Consider the following 20657-nt stretch of genomic DNA (forward strand, 5'->3'; position numbering starts at 1 on the left):
TCACGAGTGCGGAATGCCAGTGCTCTGGGAGGGCATCGCTTTTTTCGACACGCCGACAATGGTTTCCGGGCGATCTGTCTATTTGCAGATCTCCTGATCCGTTGGATTGGAATTCTGCGCAACCCGTATCCGACGCCTGCAGAATTCATCGGATACAAGGCGAGATGAAAAGTGAAGATGCTGTCGATGGTGAATCGAATGGTTGGAGTTTTGGGATCGAAGGTGCCGTACCCGATTGGAATGCCGACTGCGTAGCATGGGGAGGTCAGTTGCCCCGACCCGATGAGGAGAGCCGATGAACACGGTGTCGGTCGGCGACATACTGGTCGCCTACACGGAGAGCGGACTCGCAGAATCGGATTTCCCGCCGGTCGTCTTCGTGCACGGGCTGGGGGAGGACAAGCGCAGCTGGGCCGGCACCCAGGCCGACCTCGCCGAGATGCACACCTATGCCTACGATCTGCGCGGTCACGGGTCGTCGACGCTGGGGAAGGCCGACGGCACGGTCGAGCAGCTCGGTCTCGATCTCATCGGATTCCTGGAGGAGGTGTCCGGCCCGGCGATCGTGGTCGGGTTCTCGGCAGGCGGCACGATCGTGCTCTGGGCCGCCGCCGAGCGTCCGGACCTGGTGACCCGCGCCGTCGTGATGGGCACGTCGTCGGTGGTGGGACGTTCGGCCGCCGAGTTCTACCTGGCCCGCGCCGCCCAGGCCGCGAACACCGCGTCCCACGAGTTCCACGCGGCGATGCGAGAGGACACGGTCGCCGGCCTCGTCACGGCCACGAACCGCATCGAGGAGCTGACCAGCTCGCGGTTGGAGGCCGTCGGCGACGGCGCCGGATACACCAACGTCGCGCGTGCGATGGCGACGCTCCGCGAACACCCCCTGACCCCGCGACTGGCCGAGATCACCCAGCATGTCGATGTGATCGCCGCGGAGCAGGATGCGCTGTGCCCGGAGAAGGCGGCGCGGATGATCGTCGACGGGCTCTCCGATGTCACCTACCGCACGATTCCCGACGCCGGGCATCTGATGAACGTCGACAACCCGGCGGCGGTGACGGCGGCGCTGCGGGCAGCCATCCTCGGGCACGAGTGACCGTCTCCGCCCCGCTGGGCGGAGTGGCGATTCGGGGAGCCGCGGAGTGCGAGTCCTCGGCTTTCGGCGGCACCCCCGGCAGGTGTGGGGGACCTTCGGAATGCCGAAACGCGTTGAGGCCCTTCAGCTTCGGTGGGGAGTGCGGGGCTCGAACCCGCGACCTACGGATTATGAGTCCGCGGCTCTAACCGACTGAGCTAACTCCCCGTGACGGGCGTGTGCACCCGCGGGAGGGAGATTACCGCAACCCGACATCGCCGCTGTACACCGCCACTCGTGGTCCCCGTCGCGTGTGGCGGAGCGAGAAACCGTCGACAGTCGACGACTACACTGGCCGCACAATCGCCACACGAGTGACTAGGAGTTGACAGCGGATGACGGTCGGGGAGCCCAGCGGTTCCGGCGCGCTGCCGGAGAGCCTGGTGGATGTCGCCGGTCGTCGGATTCGCGACGCCATCCTCAGTGGCGCCCTCGAGCCCGGGCAGAAGATCGTCGAGGAGACGCTGTGCGCCGACCTCGGTATCAGCCGGGCGCCCGTCCGTGAGGCGCTGCGCCTCCTTGCGCAGCAGGGCCTCGTCGAACACCAGCCCCGTCGTGGGGTCCGCGTGGCCGAGTGGTCACCCCGGGACATCCTGCAGCTCTTCGAACTCCGGCAGGTCCTCGAGCGGTACGCCATCGAGTCCGCGCTACCGCTGACCGATCCCGAGACCCAGCTGGCACCGGTGCGGGCGGCGATCGAGGCGATGCGCCGCGCCGAGGACGATCTCGCCCGCGACGACGCGCACCGGGCGTTCCACGCGGCCGTCGTCGGGTTGGCCGGCAACCGTCAACTCGATCTCACGCTGCAGCCGATCCTGCTGAAGCTCCAGCTCCCGATGGCGGTGAACCTGCGAACCGAGGCGGCACTGCGCCAAGGGCCTGAGGGCGGTGTGGACCGGCATCAGGCCATCCTCGACGCCCTCGAGCGCAACGACGCGGAGGCGGTGATCTCCGCTCTGCACGACCACGGGCATCTGCACTATCTGAACCTCGTGTCGGCGAATGCCGCCGATCACGCCCACTGATCGGGTCCGACCCGCCCCGTTTGTGGGGCAGATAACACGATCGACACACAGTCGTTCCCCGCATGCCATTATTCTGTCGACAATCGACGATATGACTTCATCGAGTGGTCCCACCACCGGGCCGACCGTTGCCGAGATCCTCGACTCCCACCTGCACGGGAGCGGCTCGCCGACACGGACCGCGCGCATGGTCCTGGACGCGATCGATGCACGCGGGGACGACGGTACGTGGCTGTCCGTCGTACCGCGCGAGGAACTCCTCGCCGCCGCGGCCGCACTTGAGGCCCGACCCGATGCACGCGACCTCCCGCTCTACGGGGTGACTTTCGGGGTGAAGGACTCGATCGACGTCGCAGGCGTTCCGACCACCCTGTCGTGCCCGGCCTACGCCTACCTCGCCGAGACCACCGCGCCGGCGGTCCGGCGCCTCATCGACGCCGGGGCGCTGTACGTCGGCAAGACGAACCTCGATCAGTTCGCCACCGGGCTCAACGGCACGCGCACGCCGTACACGATGCCGCGCGGCGTCTACGGAAACGGCATGATCTCCGGCGGATCGAGTTCGGGGTCGGCGCTGGCGGTCGCGCACGGCGACGTTCCGTTCACCGTCGCCACCGACACCGCCGGATCGGGCCGGGTTCCCGCCGCGCTCAACGGCATCATCGGATACAAGCCGTCCCGCGGCCTGATCAGCACGGTCGGGTTGGTGCCGGCGTGCAAGTCGCTCGACTGTCTCACCGCGATGACATCGACGATCGCCGACATGGACCTCGTCATGGGCATCTTGCAGGCCCGGGACGACGCCGACCCGTGGGCGCGGGACCCGGGCCCACGATTCGACGGCTCGACGATCAGGATCGGGTTGCCGCCCGTCGAGCACCTGGAGTTCTTCGGCGACGAAGCGATGGAGGACGTCCACCTCGCGTTCCGGAATAGGTTGGCGCACCTGTCGATTCCGGGTGGTACCTCGATCGTCGAGGTCTCGCTCGAACCGTTCCTCGCGGCCGGTGAGCTGCTGTACTCCGGTCCATGGGTGGCCGAGCGGCTGGTCGTGTTCGGGGACTTCCTCGCCGAGCAGCCCGACGAGATCCACCCCGTGGTGCGCGAGATCCTCGAGAGCGGGCGGAAATACAGCGCCGTCGACGCTTTTGCTGCGCTGCAGCGGTTGCAGGAGTTGCGCGCCGAGGTCGCACGCGTGTGGCAGGGGATCGACGTCCTGGTGGTGCCCACCATCGGGCGGACCTTCACCGTAGACGAGGTGCTCGCCGATCCCATCGGCGCCAACACCGTCCTCGGCCACTACACGCATTTCGGAAATCTGCTCGACCTCAACGGGATCGCGGTGCCGCAGGGCGTCACCTCCGACGGACGTCCGCACAGCGCGATGCTCCTGGGCGCCGCGCTCACCGACGACACCGTGCTCCAACTGGCGGCCGCGTTGCTCGACGAACCGCGCGACCGGGCGTCGTCGGACGTCATGGCAGACAGGGCGGCATCCGTCCCGTCGTCGTAGCGCTCGTCTTGACGCCGGCCACCGCCGTCCACCCCGATCCCGACCCGGAAGGTTCCACCCATGTCCGAGACCGTGACACTCGACGCTCTGCCCGGCCCGATCGAACTCGACCTCGACCGGACCGCGTTGCTCATCATCGACATGCAACGAGATTTCTTGCTGCCGGGCGGATTCGGTGAATCACTCGGCAACGACGTCGCACAGTTGCAGGAGGTCGTCGAACCGCTAGGCGTCCTGCTCGACGCGGCGCGTGCGGCGGGGTTGCTCGTCGTCCACACCAGGGAGGGGCATCTGCCGGATCTCTCGGATTGTCCACCGGCCAAGCTCGATCGCGGCGCACCGTCGAAGCGGATCGGCGACCCGGGCGCGTTCGGACGCATCCTGATCCGCGGCGAGTACGGCCACGACATCATCGACGAGCTCGCGCCGGCCGACGGCGAGGTCGTGATCGACAAGCCCGGCAAGGGTGCCTTCTACGCCACCGAGCTGTCGAAGGTGCTGGCCGACAACGAGATCACCCAACTGTTGGTCACTGGTGTGACCACGGAGGTGTGCGTGCACACCACCACCCGCGAGGCAAACGACCGCGGTTTCGAATGCGTCGTCGTATCCGACTGCGTCGGTTCGTATTTCCCGGAGTTCCAGCGTGTCGGCCTGGAGATGATCGCCGCACAGGGCGGGATCTTCGGGTGGACCGCCCCCGGTTCGGCGATCATCCCGCTGCTCGCCGAGCGGGCGAACAAGAGATCCGTCGCCTGACCAACGTAATCCACACCCAGCGCGAGACAGCGGCGTCTCGTTCCCCGATCCATCCAGCATCCGGAGGACACTGTGAGCGCCACAACCGATTCCGCGCCGATCACCGAACCGCCCGCTCCGACGCCGTCGCCCAAGGTGCCGTGGTGGACACGAGGAGACACCAACGCCTCCTTCGGGCTCGGCTTCAACATACTCGTCAACGTTCTGACGTTGACCGGCCTGATGATCGGCGTCGTCGGGCTCTCCGCCGACAACGTCCTGGGAACCGTGTTGCCCGCGCTGGGCGTCGCGCTGATCCTGGGCAATCTGTACTACACGTTCCTGGCCCGGCGCCTCGCCGCTCGGGAAGGTCGCGTCGACGTGACGGCGCTGCCGTACGGGCCGAGCGTCCCGCACATGTTCATCGTCGTGTTCGTCGTCATGCTGCCGGTGTACCTGAACACCAAGAACCCGATCGAGGCCTGGCAGGCCGGCCTGGCATGGGCGTTCATGATCGGTGTGATCGTGATGATCGGCGCGTTCGTCGGGCCGTATGTGCGCAAGCTGACACCGCGTGCGGCGATGCTCGGCACCCTGGCGGGCATCTCGATCACGTTCATCTCCATGCGGCCGGCAGGCCAGATCTGGGAGGCGGCGTGGATCGGTCTGCCGGTGCTGGCGATCATCCTCATCGGCTTCTTCACCGACGTGAAGCTGCCCGGCAACATCCCGGTCGGGCTCGCAGCGTTGCTCGTCGGCACCGCGATCGGCTGGGCCGGCGGCTTCATGGACGGCCCGGCGGTGGGTGCGGCGATCGAGGACATCGCGGTCGGCATCCCCGACCAGCGATTCGATCTGTTGTGGAATGGACTCGGGGACCTCGCGCCATTGCTCGGCACCGCTATCCCACTGGGTGTCTACAACTTCACCGAGGCGATGAGCAACGTCGAGAGCGCCGCGGCCGCCGGCGACAACTACAACCTGCGCAGCGTCCTGCTCGCCGACGGTGCGGGCGCGTGTATCGGTTCGGCGTTCGGCTCGCCGTTCCCACCCGCGGTCTACATCGGCCACCCGGGGTGGAAGGATGCGGGTGGCCGGGCCGGTTATTCACTGGCCAGCGGCGTCGCGATCGGTCTGCTGTGTTTCCTCGGTCTGTTCGGTGTTCTCAACGCGGTGCTCCCGGTGCCGGCGATCGTGCCGATCCTGCTGTTCATCGGCCTGCTGATCGGCGCGCAGGCCTTCCAGGCGACGCCGCGCCTGCACGCGGTGGCGGTGGTTGCGGCGCTGCTGCCCAACCTGGCTGAGTGGGGCAGAGGTCTCATCGACAACGCACTCGCGGCGGCGGGCACGACGGCCGACGAGGTCGGCATGGAAGCCCTGAACGGCGCCGGGGTGATCTACGAGGGTCTCAAGACCCTCGGCGAGGGCGCCGTGCTGGTCGGCCTGCTGCTCGGCACCATCGTCACTTTCATCCTGGAAAAGAAGTTCCACTTCGCCGCCATCGCCGGCGCGGTGGGTGCGGTGCTGGCGTTCATCGGCCTGATCCACGCCCCCGAGGTGTCGTGGGCGGCGGCACCCGAGGTCGCGCTGGGTTATCTGCTCTTCGGCGTCGTGTGTTTCCTCTACTGGTTCCTGCCCGGGGCCAAGGACCCCGTCGAGGTCGACGAGTCGGACGTGGTCGGCGGTCACTGACCGGCCGCTGAGGGCCTGATCACAGATGGGGCGGTTTGGTCCGGAGAGCGGATCAAACCGCCCCGTCTGTGCAGGGCCTTGCCGGAATGTTCGCTGCCTGACCAGCCGTTTTGTTGTCCGGCGTCGGCATGCGCTAAAGTCTGTCCTCGGTTCGAGTGAAGCGCTCCGGCGCCTCGCGAGAGCCCGAGCAATCCCCCATAGCTCAATTGGCAGAGCATTCGACTGTTAATCGAACGGTTACTGGTTCGAGTCCAGTTGGGGGAGCAGGTAAACCGCCCGGTAACGGGCGGTTTTCTGCTTTCTGGGGCACGGCACGTGCGAGATGCGTGCCGGATCCATCTACCGGGTGACGAAACTGCCCGGTCGGTGCGGGAACATCTTCCGAGGCCTCGGAAACACCGGAGGCGATTCCGATGCACCGTCCCCCCGGGTTTCATCTGTCATTGCGACAAACCTCGCCACCCTGGCGCTCTACCTCGTGCCCCTGCCGGCCCTCGCGATCGCTGTCGAGTTCGGCCGGTGCGTCGCATGAGCACCAAGCCCGCCGACGAGCGCGAACACCTCGTCGCCGTGCTCGCCACCGATGCCCAGGACCCCGCCGTCGGCGGCCTGGACGCAATCGCCGACCACCTAGAGTCCGTAGACGTCGGTCCGACCTCGCCCGCGATGACGATCCGCCCACCCTCACGGCGCTACGTGCCGCCCACGACCGCCGCGTCGTGTTCGCTGCAACGGACCTCATCGACGAGGTGCAGACCAGCGAGGACCAGAACCTCCACTCGGTCATGCGCCGGAAGCTCACTGACATCCAGCGATACTCGGCGAACGCGAGTCCCACTCAACCTGCGAGTCAGACGTGCGAGAACACGCGCGGCGAAATCTCGCAGTACATACCTCTTGCCGGCGTCCAGGAGCACTGCTCGGGCATGGGCCCTGGTCGACGGCACCACCCATACGCCAACGTGCCTTGGGCCGATGCGGTGTGGGCGCACCAAGCGGGACGGCGCCACGGTGCGACTCGACCCCGCCGTCGCTTGCTTGTCGGACGCGTTGCTGTCGGTGTCGCGAGGCATACGTGAACCACAACCCGCCGCCCAGTGCCGTTGGCCTTGCGTGGGTTGGGTGGCATGTCGCGGGGGCGTGAACCGGCGGCGCGGGTGGTCTGCGGTCGGATCAGGTCCGTTCCCCATGCCGTGCGTCGTACTCCGCCTGGGCTTCGCGCACGGTGGGCATGTTGTCCTGCACGAGATCGATGAGCCCCTGCAACCGGTCGGCGACCTGCCGGCCGAGCGGGGTGAGGTGGTACTCGACCTTCGGCGGGATCACCTCGTGGACGGTACGCACGAGCATGCCGTCGCGCTCGAGGTTCTGCAGGGTCTGCGACAGCATCCGTTCGCTCACGCCGTCGACCCGGCGCCGTAGCTCACCGAACCGATAGTTGCTCTCGCCCAACGCGATCAGGACCAGACTGCCCCAGCGTCCGGTGACGTTCTGGAGCGTCGCCCGGGAGGAGCAGTCGCGGGCGAAGACATTCGCTTCGAGGGACTGGTCACTGCTGTCGGGCATTCCTCAAGGCTAGCGAAGGTCACAGAACTTCGCTAACCGCATGTATTGCACTTACGAAAAGTAAGTGCATACTGTTGGGGAAGTCGCAGAGGTGCTCGAGAACGGAGAAGAACATGACGATTGCGGTGACGGGTGCGACGGGACAGCTCGGCGGACTGGTGATCGGGGAACTGCTCGAACGGCGTGTCGCGCCCGGTGGCATCGTCGCCGTCGTTCGTGACGAGGTGAAGGCGGCCGACCTCGCGGCCAAGGGCGTGCAGGTTCGGGTCGCCACGTACGAGGACCCGGAGGCCCTGCGCGCGGCGCTCGCCGGCGTAGACAAGCTGCTGCTCATCTCCGGCTCTGAGGTCGGACGACGAGTTCCGCAACACACCAACGTGATCGAGGCGGCCGAGGCCGACGGCGTGAAGCTCATCGCCTACACCAGCCTGCTCAAGGCCGACACGAGCGGACTCGGGCTGGCGCCCGAACATCTCGCCACCGAGCAGCGCCTGTCATCGTCGCCGATCCCGGCGGTGTTCCTGCGGAACGGCTGGTACTGGGAGAACTACGTGCAGGCGATCGTCCAGGCCGCGCAGACCGGCATGCTGCTCGGTGCGGCGGGCGAGGGCAAGGTCGCCGGTGCGGCCCGCGCCGACTACGCCGCCGCTGCCGCTGCGGTTCTCATCTCCGACGAGGACCAGGGTGGCAGGATCTACGAACTCGGCGGCGACGAGCGGCTCACCTATGCCGATCTCGCGAGGATCATCGGCGAGGTCGCCGGCAAGACCGTCGAATACAAGAACCTGCCCGAGGCCGAGTACGCCAAGGTGCTCGCCGACAACGGTGTCCCCGAGCAGTTCGCGGCGGTACTCGCCGGGTCCGACGCCGGCATCGCCCGAGGTGAGCTCGACACCGAGTCGGGCGACCTGAAGAAGCTGATCGGCCGGTCTTCGACCCCGGTCGTGGAGATCGTGAAGGCCGCACTCGCCTGAACGACCCTGTGCCCGACGTCGCGCCGATGAGTTTCGCCGCGACGTCGGGTCCGTCTGTGGTGAAGAATCTGACCATCAGGACGGAGAACCATGTCGCAGCTACTCAGGGTGCAGAACTTCGGGGTCTCGCAAGACGGGATCGGCGCCGGTGTGAATCAGACCTTCGAGCGGCCGTTCGGCGACATCGTCGAGCCGTGGGAGCTGATGTCCTGGGCCGGCGCGACCGCCGGCTGGCCCAACCGCACCGAACCCGGCGGCACCCGCGGGCTCGACGACTACTTCACCCGCGACTTCTCCCACAACATCGGCGCGGAGATCATGGGCCGCAACAAATTCGGATATCAGCGCGGCCCCTGGGCCGACGACGAGTGGAAGGGGTGGTGGGGTGACGAACCGCCGTTTCACACACCCGTCTTCGTGCTCACCCATCACGTCCGGCCGTCCTTCTCGCTGGGCGACACCACCTTCCACTTCATCGACGCCACGCCCGCGGAGGCCGCCGAGCAGGCGAAGGCCGCCGCCGGCGGCAGGGACGTCCGGATCGGTGGGGGAGTGACCACGGTGCGGGAGTTCCTCGACGCCGATCTCATCGACACCCTCCACATCGCCGTCGCACCGGTGACGTACGGCGCCGGACTCAGGCTGTGGGAATCGCCGGACGAGCTGAACGATCGTTTCGAACACGAGGTCGTGCCCAGTCCGAGCGGCGTGACCCACCACCTGTACTGGCGGAAGTAGTTCGGGCCGGCCCTTTTTCACCAACGCCCGGAAAGCGGGCGTCGTGCGGGGTAGTTGTAGGGGGCATGACCGAACTCGCCGCCCAGGCCAGCGCCCTGCTCGAACTCCACAAGCCCGGCGACCCGGTGATCCTGCCGACGGTGTGGGACGCGTGGTCGGCGAACCTGGCGGTCGCCGCCGGCTTCGCCGCACTCACCGTCGGCAGCCATCCGGTGTCGGACTCGATAGGCAAACCCGACAACGAGGGCATGACCTTCGCCGAACTCACCACCCGGGTCGCACAGATCACCGCAGCCGTCGACGTACCGGTCTCGGTCGACATCGAGTCCGGCTACGGCGAGGACCCCGAGCGACTCATCGAGGGGCTGCTCGACGTAGGGGCCGTCGGGCTCAACATCGAGGACACCGTCCACCGCGAGGGCGGGCGGTTGCGGGAACCGCAGGAGCACGCCGACCTCGTCGCCGCTCTCCGTGCCGCCTCGGATGCGACGGGCGTCCACGTCGTCGTCAACGCGCGCACCGACGTCCTCCTCCGGCAGGACGGCGACGAGTCCGACCGCATCGACCGCGCCATCGTCCGGCTGAAGCTGTGCGCGGAGGCCGGGGCCGACGTCCTCTATCCCGTCGGACTGCACGACGACGCGACCCAGAAGCATCTCGCCGAGGGACTGCCGTTGCCGATCAACGCGGTGGCGCACCCGACCCGGCACGACAAGGCGTCGCTCGCCGCGTGCGGCGTCGCCCGGGTCAGTTTCGGGCCGTTCTGGCAGGCCGTGCTCGCCGAGCGTGCGACCGAGGTGCTCGAACCCTGGAAGTAGGGCCTGCGACCCCGGTCTCCGGAAATCGACCGGAGTTGTCGGCGCCCGGGTCTACCGTCGGACCATGGCACTCACCAAGAGCGAACGAGAAGCGTTTCTGGCCGAACCGCACGTCGCGGCGCTGTCCGTGGAGGCCGAACCCGGGCGTGCGCCGCTCACCGTCCCGATCTGGTACCACTACCTGCCCGGCGAACGTCCCTGGGTGTTGACCGGTACCGGGTCGCGCAAGCTCGACCTGATCCGGGCGGCGGGCCGGTTCACCCTGATGGTCGACACGGTGACCCCGAAGATCGTCTACGTGTCGGTGTCGGGCGACGCCGTCGACATGATCGCCGGAACGCGAGAAGACCTGCGCGTGATGGCATCTCGGTACCTGCCGGCACCGGCCGTCGAACCGTACCTGGAGATGGCCGAACGAGAGCACGGCCCGCAGACCAAGGTCTATCTCGATCCCAAGCAGTGGCTCTCGCTGGACCTCGGCAGTATCTGAGCGAGCCCCGGCCATGACGGGGGCCACAGCGGCGTGGGAGACATCGCTACATTGAACGCATGTCGAAGTCCCGTTCCACCTCCGACGCTGTTCCGGTGACGCCCGACGTCGAGGACGACGTGACCCCGCTCGAGCGGGACGAGTTCCTGCAGGCCAACCGCGCCGCGCGGGAGAAGTTGCGGGCCGAGGCGGAGGCCAAGGCCGCCAAGTCCAAGACCACCAAGTCCCAGGCCTCCAACCCCGAGACCGCCAAGTCCGAGGCCGGGGAATCCGAGGCCGGGGAATCCGAGGCCGGGGACTGCGAGGCCGGAGACGGCGTCGCGGGCGACTCCGCGCCAGACGACCGCACCCCGCGCAAGCTCGACCAGGGCGACGTCATTCGCGACCGCGCCTCCCGATGGACCGGGTGGGCCGAGACGCTCGGCGGCAAGACCTGGGCGGTGATCGCCTTGGTGGCCGCCGCGGTGGTCCTCGCCGCGTCGACCGCGGTCCTGGCCGTCGCCTACGTCGACGCCGATCGCCGCGCCGACACCGCGGTGACCTTCGTCGACAGCGAGATCCTCGACACCGCACGCAAGTACGCCGCCGAGCTGTCCACCTACGACTCGGCCGACTACTCCGACCTCGACCGTCGAATCCGGGAGATCTCGACGCCCGAGTTCACCAAGACCTACATCGAGGCGTCGCAGGACGCCCGACGCGGATCGTCGGAGGCGAAGGCGGTGTCGACGGCGAAGGCCGAGAACGCCGGGCTGACGTCGATCGACGGAGACCAGGCCGTCGTGCTGGTCACCCTCGACCAGACGCTGCGCTCGCCCGACACCGCGCAGCAGTTCCCGGACGGGGTGCCGTATCAGACGCGCGTCAAGGTCACCCTCGTCGAGCAGGACGGGCGCTGGCTGCTGGGGGACTTCGAGATCGTCTGAGGCGCATAGGAATCGCGGGTTGACATGCAGGTTCGCAGGTTCCTTCCATCCAGCGCCTCTGGACTCAACCCGCGACTTTGCGGGGGTTCAGGTGCTGGGGCCCAGGAGGATTCGGGCCGACAGGGCCTCGATGCGGCTTGGCGTCGGTTGCGGCTTCAACCGGGACAGGTCGGTCACCACATTCAGCGCCGCGTGGACCAGGAACCTCGCATGGGTGATCGACAGGTCCTCGCGCTCCCGGCCGACCCAGGTCGCCCACTCCTCGACGGTGATCCGCTGCTGATTGCGCAACTCCGCGCGTGCCTCCGGCGTCGCATGCCCGATCTCGGTCTCGTAAACGCTGATCAATTCCGTTGAGCTGCAGGTCAGCTGCACGTACCGGTGAATCATCTCGACCAGGGCCTCGTGCGGCGTCGTCGACGAGCCGAGCGCCTCGGAGATGGCCGTCGTGACGCGGTCCGTCGCCCGCCAGAACGCCGCCTCGAGAATTGCCACCTTGCTCGGGAAGTGCCGGTAGACCCCCGACGGTGGGAGGTTGGCGGCGTGGGCGATGTCGTCGATGGTGACGTCGCGAAATCCCCTGGCGGCGAACAGGTTCACCGCCTCGGTCAGGATGACCTCGCGTCTTGCCGCGGGGACCAGACCATGCCCTGTGTGCGTCGCCGGCGCGACGGGATCGGGCAGGTCGACGTGGAGCAGTCCCATCGCGGCATCGGGGATTATCGTCGTGACCTCGCGCGCCGGGAGCGAGGCGCGATGGGTGGTCGGGCTGGCCGCGACACTCGTCATCGCCGCGACGATCAGGTTCGCGTCCATCTCGCCGAGTCCGGGACGCAGGCGTCGTGCGGCGGCCCGTACGCGGCGGTGCTGGTGGACGACCACATCCCGGACGATCGCCCGGTCCGCGGGTTCCAGGTAGCGTGCCTCCCAGCGGTACAGCCCGCCCTTGCGTCGGTTCTCGAACGACGCCACGGTGATCGCCTCGAGCAGCGCCCGCAGTTCCCCGTCGCCGCCCTCGGGGACCGCGTCCAGGGCCGCCCGCAGCGAGGCGGCGAGAACCGCGGTCGTCTCGGCGAACAGCGCGTACTTGTTCGGGAAATGGCGGTACAGCGCGGGGGCCGAGATACCGACCGCGTCGGCGATGTCCTCCAGGCGCACGGCGTGATAGCCGGCGTCGCTGAACGCCTTGGCCGCCGCGTCGACGACGAGTCGTCGACGGTCGGCCGGTCGTCGGCGTCGAGGGGTGGCCGGCGCCGGATCCGACGTCAAATTCTGTGACGTCCCGGGGCGTGCGGTCATGGCGCCCCAGCGTAGACGGATACGACGTTCACGAGGCCCTTTTCGATGTCGACCGAGGAAACTGCAGGAAAAGTCGATGCACGGCGAGCATAAGTTAACGAAGATTCTCGTGATCTACGTCGCACTGTGGTAGTAATCTAGTCGCTGGCACAGAAACGGCAAGTTGTGTCAAAGGGCATATCTCGAGTGGGGAGAGCAGTGAGCAGCGAGATCAGCCAGGGGGCAATCCGGACCTCGGTCGACGACCGCGGGGTTGCGCGGCTGACCATTTCCCGGCCGGAGAAGATGAACGCCCTGGACACCGAGGCCAACCTCGGCATCAAGGCCGCGATGGAGGAGTGGGGCAACCGCGACGACGTCCGGGTGATCGTCATCGACGGCAAGGGCGGCAGCTTCAGCGCCGGGGCCGACGTGGTGTCGATCAACCGTCAGGCCGGCGCCAATGGCGCATCGGGGCTCGACCCCACCCAGGCGCGCGGGATCATCTCTGCCGGTTCGGAACTCGCACGCGCCGTCCGCTCGGTGCCGGTGCCGGTCGTCGCCTCGGTCGACGGTCCGGCCGCGGGTATCGGCGCCTCGCTCGCGCTCGCGTCGGACCTGATCTACGCCACCAGGCGCTCCTACTTCCTGCTGGCCTTCATCAACATCGGACTCATGCCCGACGGTGGTGCGTCGATGCTCTTCGCCTCCGCGGTGGGCCGCGTCCGCGCCAATGAGCTCGCCCTGCTCGGCGAGAAGCTCCACGCCCCGGACGCGCTGGCGGCGGGCCTGATCAACGGTGTCTACGACGACCGGGCCGCGCTCGACGAGGCCGTCGACAAGGTCGCCGCGAAGCTCGCCGGCAAGAGCCGCTCGGCGCTTCGCCTGACGAAGTCGGCCCTCGACGCGCACACCATGGCCGGCTTCGACGCCGCAATCGAGCGCGAACTCGACGGACAGACCGAGCTGTTGCAGTCGCCGGAGTTCCTGGCGGCCATCGCCGCCTTCGCCGGCGCGAAGAAGTGATCGCTCGGCACAACACCCCGGCTACCGACGACGCGAAGCCGAGAGAGCCATCCCCGCAGGCGTTTTCGACATCCTGTGTGCCAGGACAGACAACAAGGAGACCGATCGTATGACCACGACCGTCGACACCACCACCGATCTCACGACCGAGCCGTTGCGTTCGCGCCGCAACCACTGGAACAACCAGATCAAGCGTCACGCCTTCATGAATCCCGACGGCCCGGCCCTGAAGTTCATGGGCAAGGTGACCACCTGGAAGGAGCTCGACGAGCGCATTCGCGGCTTCGCGGCCGCGCTCAGCCGTCGCGGGGTCAAGTTCGGCGACCGCGTCCTGGTGGTCCTGCTCAACCGCAACGAGTACGTCGAGGCGGTCCTGGGTGCCAACCTGATCGGCGCGATCGCGGTGCCGGTGAACTTCCGCATGAGTCCGGCCGAGGTCGCGTACCTCGTGCAGGACTCCGGCGCCAAGGTCGTCGTCACCGAGACGATGCTGGCGCCGCTGGTCGACGCCGTCGCCGCGCAGACCGGCGCACTCGAACACATCATCGTCATCGGCGAGTCGCAGAACGAGAACCATCTCGCCTATGAGGACCTGGTCGCCGAGGACTCCTCGGACCTGCCCGAGGTCGACGTCCCCGAGGACACCGTCGCGCTGATCATGTACACCTCGGGTACCACCGGAAAGCCCAAGGGCGCCATGCTCACCCACACCAACATGCAGGCGCAGGCGGTCACCTGTTTCTACGTTCTGCAGTCCCGTCCCGACGACATCACCTCGTTCGTGGCGCCGCTGTTCCACATCGCGGGCTTCGGCGCACTGGCGCCGATGTTCTACATGGGTGCGCTCTCGGTGATCCATCCGCTCGGCGCCTTCGACCCCGACGCCCTGCTCGACTCCCTCGAGGAGGAGGGCACCACCTCGATCTTCCTGGTGCCCGCGCAGTGGCAGGCCGTCTGCGCCGCGCAGAAGGCGCGTCCGCGTGACCTGAAGCTGCGCGTGATCAGCTGGGGTGCCGCCCCCGCGTCCGACACCGTGCTGAAGGCGATGAACGAGGCGTTCCCGGATGCGCTGAACGTCGCCGTGTTCGGCCAGACCGAGATGTCGCCGATCACCTGCTCCCTCGACGGCAAGGACGCGCTGCGCAAGCTCGGGTCCATCGGCAAGGTGGTCCCGGCCGTCACCGCCCGCATCGTCGATCCCGCGGGCAACGACGTGCAGCCGGGCGAGGTCGGCGAGATCGTCTACCGCGGTCCGACCATGATGAAGGGCTACTGGCAGAACCCGCAGGGCACCGCCGACGCATTCGCCGGCGGCTGGTTTCACTCCGGCGACCTGGTCCGCCAGGACGAGGAGGGCTTCCTGTACGTCGTCGACCGCGCGAAGGACATGATCATCTCCGGCGGCGAGAACATCTACTGCGCCGAGGTCGAGAACGTCCTGTTCGGTCACGAGAAGATCGCCGAGGCCGCGATCATCGGTCGCGCGCACGAGAAATGGGGTGAGGTTCCGGTGGCGGTCGTCGTACTGGCCCCGGGCGTCGAGGATCTCACCCTCGAAGAGCTCGAGCCGTACCTCAACGAGAACCTCGCCCGCTACAAGCATCCGAAGGATCTCGTCATCGTCGACGAGTTGCCGCGCAACGCCGGCGGCAAGGTCGTCAAGCCGACGCTGCGTGCCCAGTTCGGTAGCAAGGACGCCGGCCTGGCCAACTGATCAGGTTCTCTCACACGGGCTTCGGCCCGCGCCACCGGGTGCACCCACCGGCCTGGGCGCGCGATCGTGCGTGCCCGGGCCGGTGTGCGTCCGGGGCCGGGACCGTGTTGGAACACAGGACTAGAACACGTTTCAATTTTGTGATTGAGTGACTACAGTCACAGGCGACGCGACGTCGCGGTGAAGACTCCCGGAACGCGAAGTTCCCGGGTCGAACGGAGGAGACCAGTGAAGACAAAGGGCGCGCTGCTGCGCGAGAACAACAAGCCGTGGGCCATCGAGGAGATCGAGATCGGCGACCCGAAGGCGCATGAGGTCAAGATCCGGATGGAAGCCGCCGGCATGTGCCACTCCGATCACCACCTGGTGACCGGTGGCATCCCGATGGCCGGATTCCCGATCCTCGGCGGGCACGAGGGTGCCGGTGTCATCGAGCAGGTCGGTGAGGGTGTCACCGATTTCGAGGTCGGCGACCATGTCGTGCTGTCGTTCATCCCCTCCTGTGGCAAGTGCCCGTCATGTAAGTCGGGCCTGGCCAACCTGTGCGACTTCGGCGCCATGCTCCTGCAGGGCGAGGCCGTGTCGGACAACACCTTCCGCATCCACACCGCTGCCGGTGAGAACGTCTACCCGATGACCCTGCTCGGCACCTTCGCGCCGTACATGGTCGTCCACGAGGCATCGGTCGTGAAGATCGACAAGGACATCCCGTTCGAGGTCGCCGCACTGTGTGGCTGTGGCATCCCCACCGGCTACGGCTCGTCGGTCCGCAGCGGCAACGTCCGCCCGGGCGAGGATGTCGCCATCGTCGGTGTCGGCGGTGTGGGCACCGCGGCGCTGCAGGGCGCGGTGATCTCGGGCGCCCGCAACGTCTTCGCCATCGACCCGGTGCCGTGGAAGCGCGAGCAGGCGCTGAAGTTCGGCGCCACCGCGGCCTTCGCCTCGGTGGAGGAGGCGGCCATGAAGATCGCCGAGGTCACCTACGGCCACATGTGCCACAAGGTGATCGTCACCGTCGGTGAGGTGCACGGCAAGGACGTCGACACCTGGATGGGCATCACCGCCAAGGCCGGTACCTGCGTGCTCACCGGAATGGGCAACATGCTCGATTCGGAGGTGACCCTCAACCTGGCGATGCTGACGCTGCTGCAGAAGAACCTGCAGGGCTCCATCTTCGGTGGTGCCAACCCCAAGCTCGACATCCCGCTGCTGCTGTCGATGTACCGGGCGGGCAAGCTGAACATCGAGGACATGATCACCCGTCAGTACCGCCTCGAGCAGATCAACGAGGGCTACCAGGACATGCTGGACGGCCGCAACATCCGCGGCGTCATCCGCTACACCGAAGAGGACTGGTGATCTGAGCCGGCCATCGGGCGGGCACGCGCCCCGCGGGTAACGTGATCCGATGTGTCGGTCCTTGAATCTCTGACGGAATGGCCCGTCGACCACGTGTCGGCGGCGATCATCACCCGCGACGGGGTCGCCGAGGAATTCGGCGACCCCGTTCGCGTCTACGAGCTCGCGTCGGTCACGAAACTCCTCGTCGCAGAAGCGGTCCTGGTCGCGGTCGAGGAGGGCGCGATCGAACTCGACGACGCGGCGGGACCCCCCGGCGCCACCGTCAGGCATCTGCTCGCGCATGCCTCCGGACTCGCATTCGACAAGCGTGAGGTCGAGGCCGGGGTCGGGGAGAAGCGCATCTACTCCAGCGCGGGCTTCGAGGTTCTCGCCGAGTCCGTCGAGCAGGCGACGGGGATCGCGTTTCCCGACTACCTCGCGGACGCCGTCTGCGAACCGCTCGGCATGCCGTCGACGGTGCTGTGGGGGCCGGCCGGTCATGGCGCGCGTTCCAGCGTCGCCGACCTCACGCGTTTCGCGTCGGAACTGTTGTCCCCGCGGTTGCTTGCGCCGGAGACCCTCGCCGAGGCCACCACGGTGCAGTTCCCGGGCCTCGAGGGGTTCGTTCCGGGGTACGGCAAACACCGGCCGAACGACTGGGGTCTCGGCTTCGAGATCCGCTCGCACAAGTCGCCGCACTGGACCGGCGCGTCGAACTCACCGCGGACCTTCGGACACTTCGGCCAGGCGGGCACGTTCCTGTGGGTGGACCCGGTGCTCGACGCCGCGTGCGTCGTGCTGACCGACAAGTCCTTCGGCCCATGGGCCAAGCCTCTCTGGAGCGAGTTCAACGATCGCGTCGTCAGTGAACTTTCGTCACAAAAGTGAACCTGTCTCGCACAAGAAACTGGCGCAACACGTGCCACATGGGGCACAATTGATCCCACGAGTGTGATATCCGCTGTCGCGAGGTGTGTTGGGGAAGACGTTCCTCGTCGACAACGGAGGTGAAGAGGTGCGCAATCTGAACCAGTTTGCGGACATGACAACGGGAGTGGTGTACATCCACTCGGCGCCGGTGGCGCTGTGCCCGCATGTGGAGTGGGCCCTGTCGTCGACCCTGAATGCGCGCGCGAACCTGAAATGGTCGGCACAGGAGGCCGAGCCGGGTATGCAGCGTGCGACTGTCGACTGGGCGGGGCCGGTCGGTACCGCTGCGCGCCTGGTGACCGCTCTGCGTGAGTGGTCGGCCCTGCGGTTCGAGGTGACGGAGAACCCCAGCGAAGGCGTCGACGGGGAGCGCTACAGCTACGTGCCCGGTCTCGGGCTCTGGCGCGGATCGACCAGCGCCAACGGTGACGTCATCATCACCGAGAACCAGCTGCGCGCGATGATCGAGGCCCAGCCCGACAGTGCGGGTCTGGCAAGCGAACTCGAAGCGGCCCTGGGTACCGCCTGGGACGAGGCGCTCGAGCCCTACCGCATGGGCGGCGCCGGCGCCGAGGTGACCTGGCTGCAGCAGCGGGTCGGCTGAGGCCTCTTCCAGGCGCCCTCACGATACGAACCGGCGACGGGCCGGGTCCGCCCATGGACCTGGCCCGTCGCCGGTCCTGTTTCCCGCACGCGTGCACAGTTGTGACTGTCCTCACCTAGCGGTATCGAGAAATGCGACTTTTCTATGTTGAACCGGCAGTCAACTCTGATCGGGGGGATCAACATGAAAGCACGTGTGATGGCGTCGTTGGCCGCGGCTGCGGCGGCGACCGGACTGGTGTTCGCCGGAACCGCCGACGCCTCGGCCGCGGAGGTGGTGCGCGTCTCCGACGAGGTGTTCGTCGGGTTCACGCCGGCCGAGACCAAGCAGATCGCCGCGAACGGGGTGGCGTCGATCTTCGATGCGCCGCAGGTGATCCCGTTCTACTACGTCGAGCCCGACGAGGGGTCGCGGTTCGCGACGTTCTACGTTCCCGGTCGCGGATACATCGTGAAGACGACTGCGCAGAAGATGGTCAACGAGGCGGCAGCGCACCCGAACGGCCGCGTCTGGGTCTCGTGCTCGCAGTCGTCGAAGCGTCCGCTGACGTTGTGGACCCAGTTCTGAAGCGACGGGTCTGATCCGTCGGCCCCGAGGCCGTGAACGACGCACGCCACCGGTGAGAACCGGTGGCGTGCTTGAGAATTCAGACGTCAGACCGTCACAGCGGGATGTTCTTGTGGCGGCCGCGCCGAGCGGGTGCCGCGGCGAGCGCCTCGGCGATGATGCTACGGGTGCGCGCGGGGTCGATGACCTCGTCGACGACGCCGATCGACTGGGCGCGGCCCACGCCGCCGGCGATGGCCTCGTGCTCGGCGGCGAGCCGCTCGTGCAGGGCCTCGCGCTCGCCCTCGGGGGCCGCGGCGAGTGCCTTCTTGTGCAGGATGCCCACCGCGGCCTTGGCGCCCATGACGGCGACCTCGGACCCGGGCCACGCGAAGACCGCGGTGGCGCCGAGTGCGCGGGAGTTCATCGCGATGTAGGCGCCGCCGTAGATCTTGCGGGTCACGAGGGTCACGCGGGGGACCGAGCACTCGGCGAACGCGTGCAGGAGCTTGGCGCCGCGTCGCACGACGCCGTTCCATTCCTGGGCGACGCCGGGCAGGTAGCCGGGGACGTCGGTGATGACGATCAGCGGGATGCCGAAGGCGTCACAGAGCCGCACGAAGCGGGAGGCCTTCTCGGCGCTCTCGGAGTTGAGGCAGCCGCCCATGCGCAGCGGGTTGTTGGCGATCACGCCGACGCTGCGACCGGACAGACGGCCGAACCCGATCACGATGTTCGGCGCCCATTTCTTCTGCAGCTCTTCGAAACTCGAGATCTCGGTCTCGCCGTCGGCGGCGAGGGCGGTGTCGAGGAGACCCTTGACGATGGGGTGGACGTCGTAGGCGCGTCGCGGGGACTCGGGGAGCAGCGCCTTGAGGTCGGTGTCACCGGCCGCGGCGAGCTCGCGGTTGAAGTGCCCCTGCTGGGTGAACGTCGACACGAGTCGACGTGCGCGCCAGTAGGCGTCGGCCTCGGAGTCGGCGACGATGTGGCAGACGCCGGACTTCTTGCCGTGGGTGGCGGGGCCACCGAGCGACTCCATGTCGACGTCCTCGCCGGTCACGCTGCGGACCACGTCCGGACCGGTCACGAAGACGCGGCCTTCCGGCGCCATGATGACGACGTCGGTGAGGGCGGGGCCGTAGGCGGCGCCGCCGGCCGCGAAGCCGACGACCACGGAGATCTGCGGGACGTACCCCGAGGCCCGGACCATCGCCTCGAAGACCTGGCCCACGGCGTGCAACGCCTCGACACCCTCGGCGAGACGGGCGCCGCCCGAATGCCAGATGCCCACCACCGGCGCCTGCTCGGAGATGGCGGTGTCGATGGCGTTGACGATGTGTGCACACCCGACCACACCCATGGCACCGCCCATCACGGTGCCATCGGTGCAGTACGAGACCGTCCGCACTCCGTTGACCAGGCCGACGGCGGCCTGGACGCCGGACTTGTCGCGCGGATGCAGCAACGACATGGTGCCTTCGTCGAAGAAGTTCGTCAGCCGCAACAGCGGGTCGCGGGGATCGACGGCTTCGTCACGATCGGCGATGGGTGCCAATATCGTCATTCACGGTCTCCTGGAGATGTCGGGGCGTGCGTC

At 67.6% G+C, this 20657-nt stretch carries 19 protein-coding genes and 2 tRNA genes; 17 read left to right on the forward strand and 4 right to left on the reverse strand.

Annotation, left to right across the window (positions count from 1 at the left end):
- The first annotated feature begins 295 nt into the window (after positions 1-295).
- Positions 296-1099 (forward strand): alpha/beta fold hydrolase, encoded by an 804-nt coding sequence (locus ABFT43_RS06145; protein WP_347959491.1) that lies wholly within the window; start codon positions 296-298, stop codon positions 1097-1099.
- Positions 1100-1232: 133 nt separating this feature from the next.
- Here the strand turns inward: ABFT43_RS06145 and ABFT43_RS06150 are convergent.
- Positions 1233-1306: transfer RNA gene (locus tag ABFT43_RS06150), tRNA-Ile, on the reverse strand.
- Positions 1307-1473: 167 nt separating this feature from the next.
- On the opposite strand from ABFT43_RS06150, the gene ABFT43_RS06155 reads away from it, so the two are divergent.
- The 5 genes from ABFT43_RS06155 to ABFT43_RS06175 all read left to right on the forward strand — a co-directional run bounded on the left by ABFT43_RS06155 (position 1474) and on the right by ABFT43_RS06175 (position 6370).
- A complete protein-coding gene (locus tag ABFT43_RS06155) occupies positions 1474-2163 on the forward strand; it encodes a GntR family transcriptional regulator (protein ID WP_347959492.1) in 690 nt (229 codons plus the stop codon).
- Between the two features lie 91 nt (positions 2164-2254).
- Positions 2255-3676 carry an allophanate hydrolase gene (locus ABFT43_RS06160; protein ID WP_347959493.1) on the forward strand — a complete coding sequence of 474 codons (1422 nt, stop codon included), beginning with the start codon at positions 2255-2257 and terminating at the stop codon, positions 3674-3676.
- A gap of 60 nt (positions 3677-3736) precedes the next feature.
- The gene (locus tag ABFT43_RS06165; RefSeq protein WP_347959494.1) at positions 3737-4435 is read left to right on the forward strand and encodes a cysteine hydrolase family protein; all 699 of its coding nucleotides are present in this window, start codon (positions 3737-3739) and stop codon (positions 4433-4435) included.
- Between the two features lie 72 nt (positions 4436-4507).
- A complete protein-coding gene (locus tag ABFT43_RS06170; RefSeq protein ID WP_347959495.1) occupies positions 4508-6106 on the forward strand; it encodes a SulP family inorganic anion transporter in 1599 nt (532 codons plus the stop codon).
- Positions 6107-6297: 191 nt separating this feature from the next.
- Positions 6298-6370, forward strand: a tRNA-Asn gene (locus tag ABFT43_RS06175).
- A 909-nt stretch (positions 6371-7279) separates the two neighbouring features.
- Here the strand turns inward: ABFT43_RS06175 and ABFT43_RS06180 are convergent.
- The gene (locus tag ABFT43_RS06180) at positions 7280-7672 is read right to left on the reverse strand and encodes a winged helix-turn-helix transcriptional regulator (RefSeq protein WP_347959496.1); all 393 of its coding nucleotides are present in this window, start codon (positions 7670-7672) and stop codon (positions 7280-7282) included.
- Between the two features lie 113 nt (positions 7673-7785).
- On the opposite strand from ABFT43_RS06180, the gene ABFT43_RS06185 reads away from it, so the two are divergent.
- From ABFT43_RS06185 to ABFT43_RS06205, 5 genes are all read left to right on the forward strand, one after another.
- Positions 7786-8646 (forward strand): SDR family oxidoreductase, encoded by an 861-nt coding sequence (locus ABFT43_RS06185; RefSeq protein WP_347959497.1) that lies wholly within the window; start codon positions 7786-7788, stop codon positions 8644-8646.
- A 90-nt stretch (positions 8647-8736) separates the two neighbouring features.
- Positions 8737-9384 (forward strand): dihydrofolate reductase family protein, encoded by a 648-nt coding sequence (locus tag ABFT43_RS06190; RefSeq protein WP_347959498.1) that lies wholly within the window; start codon positions 8737-8739, stop codon positions 9382-9384.
- Between the two features lie 65 nt (positions 9385-9449).
- The gene (locus tag ABFT43_RS06195; protein ID WP_347959499.1) at positions 9450-10202 is read left to right on the forward strand and encodes an isocitrate lyase/PEP mutase family protein; all 753 of its coding nucleotides are present in this window, start codon (positions 9450-9452) and stop codon (positions 10200-10202) included.
- Positions 10203-10266: 64 nt separating this feature from the next.
- Complete coding sequence (locus tag ABFT43_RS06200; protein WP_347959500.1) at positions 10267-10692, forward strand: pyridoxamine 5'-phosphate oxidase family protein; 426 nt, start codon at positions 10267-10269, stop codon at positions 10690-10692.
- A 59-nt stretch (positions 10693-10751) separates the two neighbouring features.
- Positions 10752-11618, forward strand: a complete 867-nt coding sequence (locus ABFT43_RS06205) for a hypothetical protein (RefSeq protein WP_347959501.1) — start codon at positions 10752-10754, stop codon at positions 11616-11618.
- Between the two features lie 87 nt (positions 11619-11705).
- Here ABFT43_RS06205 and ABFT43_RS06210 read toward each other — a convergent pair whose 3' ends face one another.
- Positions 11706-12917, reverse strand: a complete 1212-nt coding sequence (locus ABFT43_RS06210; protein WP_347959502.1) for a TetR/AcrR family transcriptional regulator — start codon at positions 12915-12917, stop codon at positions 11706-11708.
- A 198-nt stretch (positions 12918-13115) separates the two neighbouring features.
- Here ABFT43_RS06210 and ABFT43_RS06215 point away from each other — a divergent pair, with 198 nt between their 5' ends.
- The 6 genes from ABFT43_RS06215 to ABFT43_RS06240 all read left to right on the forward strand — a co-directional run bounded on the left by ABFT43_RS06215 (position 13116) and on the right by ABFT43_RS06240 (position 19078).
- Positions 13116-13922 (forward strand): enoyl-CoA hydratase-related protein, encoded by an 807-nt coding sequence (locus ABFT43_RS06215; protein ID WP_347959503.1) that lies wholly within the window; start codon positions 13116-13118, stop codon positions 13920-13922.
- 109 nt (positions 13923-14031) lie between these two features.
- Positions 14032-15636, forward strand: coding sequence for a fatty-acid--CoA ligase FadD5 (gene fadD5 / locus ABFT43_RS06220; RefSeq protein WP_347959504.1), 1605 nt, complete (start codon positions 14032-14034; stop codon positions 15634-15636).
- A gap of 228 nt (positions 15637-15864) precedes the next feature.
- On the forward strand, positions 15865-16995 hold the full coding sequence (locus ABFT43_RS06225) for an NDMA-dependent alcohol dehydrogenase (protein WP_347959505.1): 1131 nt from the start codon (positions 15865-15867) through the stop codon (positions 16993-16995).
- 51 nt (positions 16996-17046) lie between these two features.
- Positions 17047-17865 carry a serine hydrolase domain-containing protein gene (locus ABFT43_RS06230; RefSeq protein ID WP_347959506.1) on the forward strand — a complete coding sequence of 273 codons (819 nt, stop codon included), beginning with the start codon at positions 17047-17049 and terminating at the stop codon, positions 17863-17865.
- Positions 17866-17992: 127 nt separating this feature from the next.
- Positions 17993-18511, forward strand: a complete 519-nt coding sequence (locus ABFT43_RS06235; protein ID WP_347959747.1) for a DUF3145 domain-containing protein — start codon at positions 17993-17995, stop codon at positions 18509-18511.
- A 183-nt stretch (positions 18512-18694) separates the two neighbouring features.
- On the forward strand, positions 18695-19078 hold the full coding sequence (locus ABFT43_RS06240; protein ID WP_347959507.1) for a hypothetical protein: 384 nt from the start codon (positions 18695-18697) through the stop codon (positions 19076-19078).
- Between the two features lie 94 nt (positions 19079-19172).
- Here the strand turns inward: ABFT43_RS06240 and ABFT43_RS06245 are convergent, their stop codons facing one another.
- A complete protein-coding gene (locus ABFT43_RS06245) occupies positions 19173-20624 on the reverse strand; it encodes an acyl-CoA carboxylase subunit beta (protein WP_347959508.1) in 1452 nt (483 codons plus the stop codon).
- Between the last annotated feature and the right edge of the window lie 33 nt (positions 20625-20657).

The sequence above is a fragment of the Gordonia aurantiaca genome (assembly GCF_039939235.1).
In the GTDB taxonomy this organism is placed as follows: Bacteria; Actinomycetota; Actinomycetes; order Mycobacteriales; family Mycobacteriaceae; genus Gordonia.

What these genes read in the sequence shown, in the direction of transcription:
- ABFT43_RS06145 (WP_347959491.1), top strand. Translation starts at nt 296, where the DNA reads ATGAACACGGTGTCGGTCGGCGACATACTGGTCGCCTACACGGAGAGC.
- ABFT43_RS06155 (WP_347959492.1), top strand. Translation starts at nt 1,474, where the DNA reads ATGACGGTCGGGGAGCCCAGCGGTTCCGGCGCGCTGCCGGAGAGCCTG.
- ABFT43_RS06160 (WP_347959493.1), top strand. Translation starts at nt 2,255, where the DNA reads ATGACTTCATCGAGTGGTCCCACCACCGGGCCGACCGTTGCCGAGATC.
- ABFT43_RS06165 (WP_347959494.1), top strand. Translation starts at nt 3,737, where the DNA reads ATGTCCGAGACCGTGACACTCGACGCTCTGCCCGGCCCGATCGAACTC.
- ABFT43_RS06180 (WP_347959496.1), bottom strand. Translation starts at nt 7,672, where the DNA reads ATGCCCGACAGCAGTGACCAGTCCCTCGAAGCGAATGTCTTCGCCCGC.
- ABFT43_RS06185 (WP_347959497.1), top strand. Translation starts at nt 7,786, where the DNA reads ATGACGATTGCGGTGACGGGTGCGACGGGACAGCTCGGCGGACTGGTG.
- ABFT43_RS06190 (WP_347959498.1), top strand. Translation starts at nt 8,737, where the DNA reads ATGTCGCAGCTACTCAGGGTGCAGAACTTCGGGGTCTCGCAAGACGGG.
- ABFT43_RS06195 (WP_347959499.1), top strand. Translation starts at nt 9,450, where the DNA reads ATGACCGAACTCGCCGCCCAGGCCAGCGCCCTGCTCGAACTCCACAAG.
- ABFT43_RS06200 (WP_347959500.1), top strand. Translation starts at nt 10,267, where the DNA reads ATGGCACTCACCAAGAGCGAACGAGAAGCGTTTCTGGCCGAACCGCAC.
- ABFT43_RS06205 (WP_347959501.1), top strand. Translation starts at nt 10,752, where the DNA reads ATGTCGAAGTCCCGTTCCACCTCCGACGCTGTTCCGGTGACGCCCGAC.
- ABFT43_RS06210 (WP_347959502.1), bottom strand. Translation starts at nt 12,917, where the DNA reads ATGACCGCACGCCCCGGGACGTCACAGAATTTGACGTCGGATCCGGCG.
- fadD5 (WP_347959504.1), top strand. Translation starts at nt 14,032, where the DNA reads ATGACCACGACCGTCGACACCACCACCGATCTCACGACCGAGCCGTTG.
- ABFT43_RS06240 (WP_347959507.1), top strand. Translation starts at nt 18,695, where the DNA reads ATGAAAGCACGTGTGATGGCGTCGTTGGCCGCGGCTGCGGCGGCGACC.
- ABFT43_RS06245 (WP_347959508.1), bottom strand. Translation starts at nt 20,624, where the DNA reads ATGACGATATTGGCACCCATCGCCGATCGTGACGAAGCCGTCGATCCC.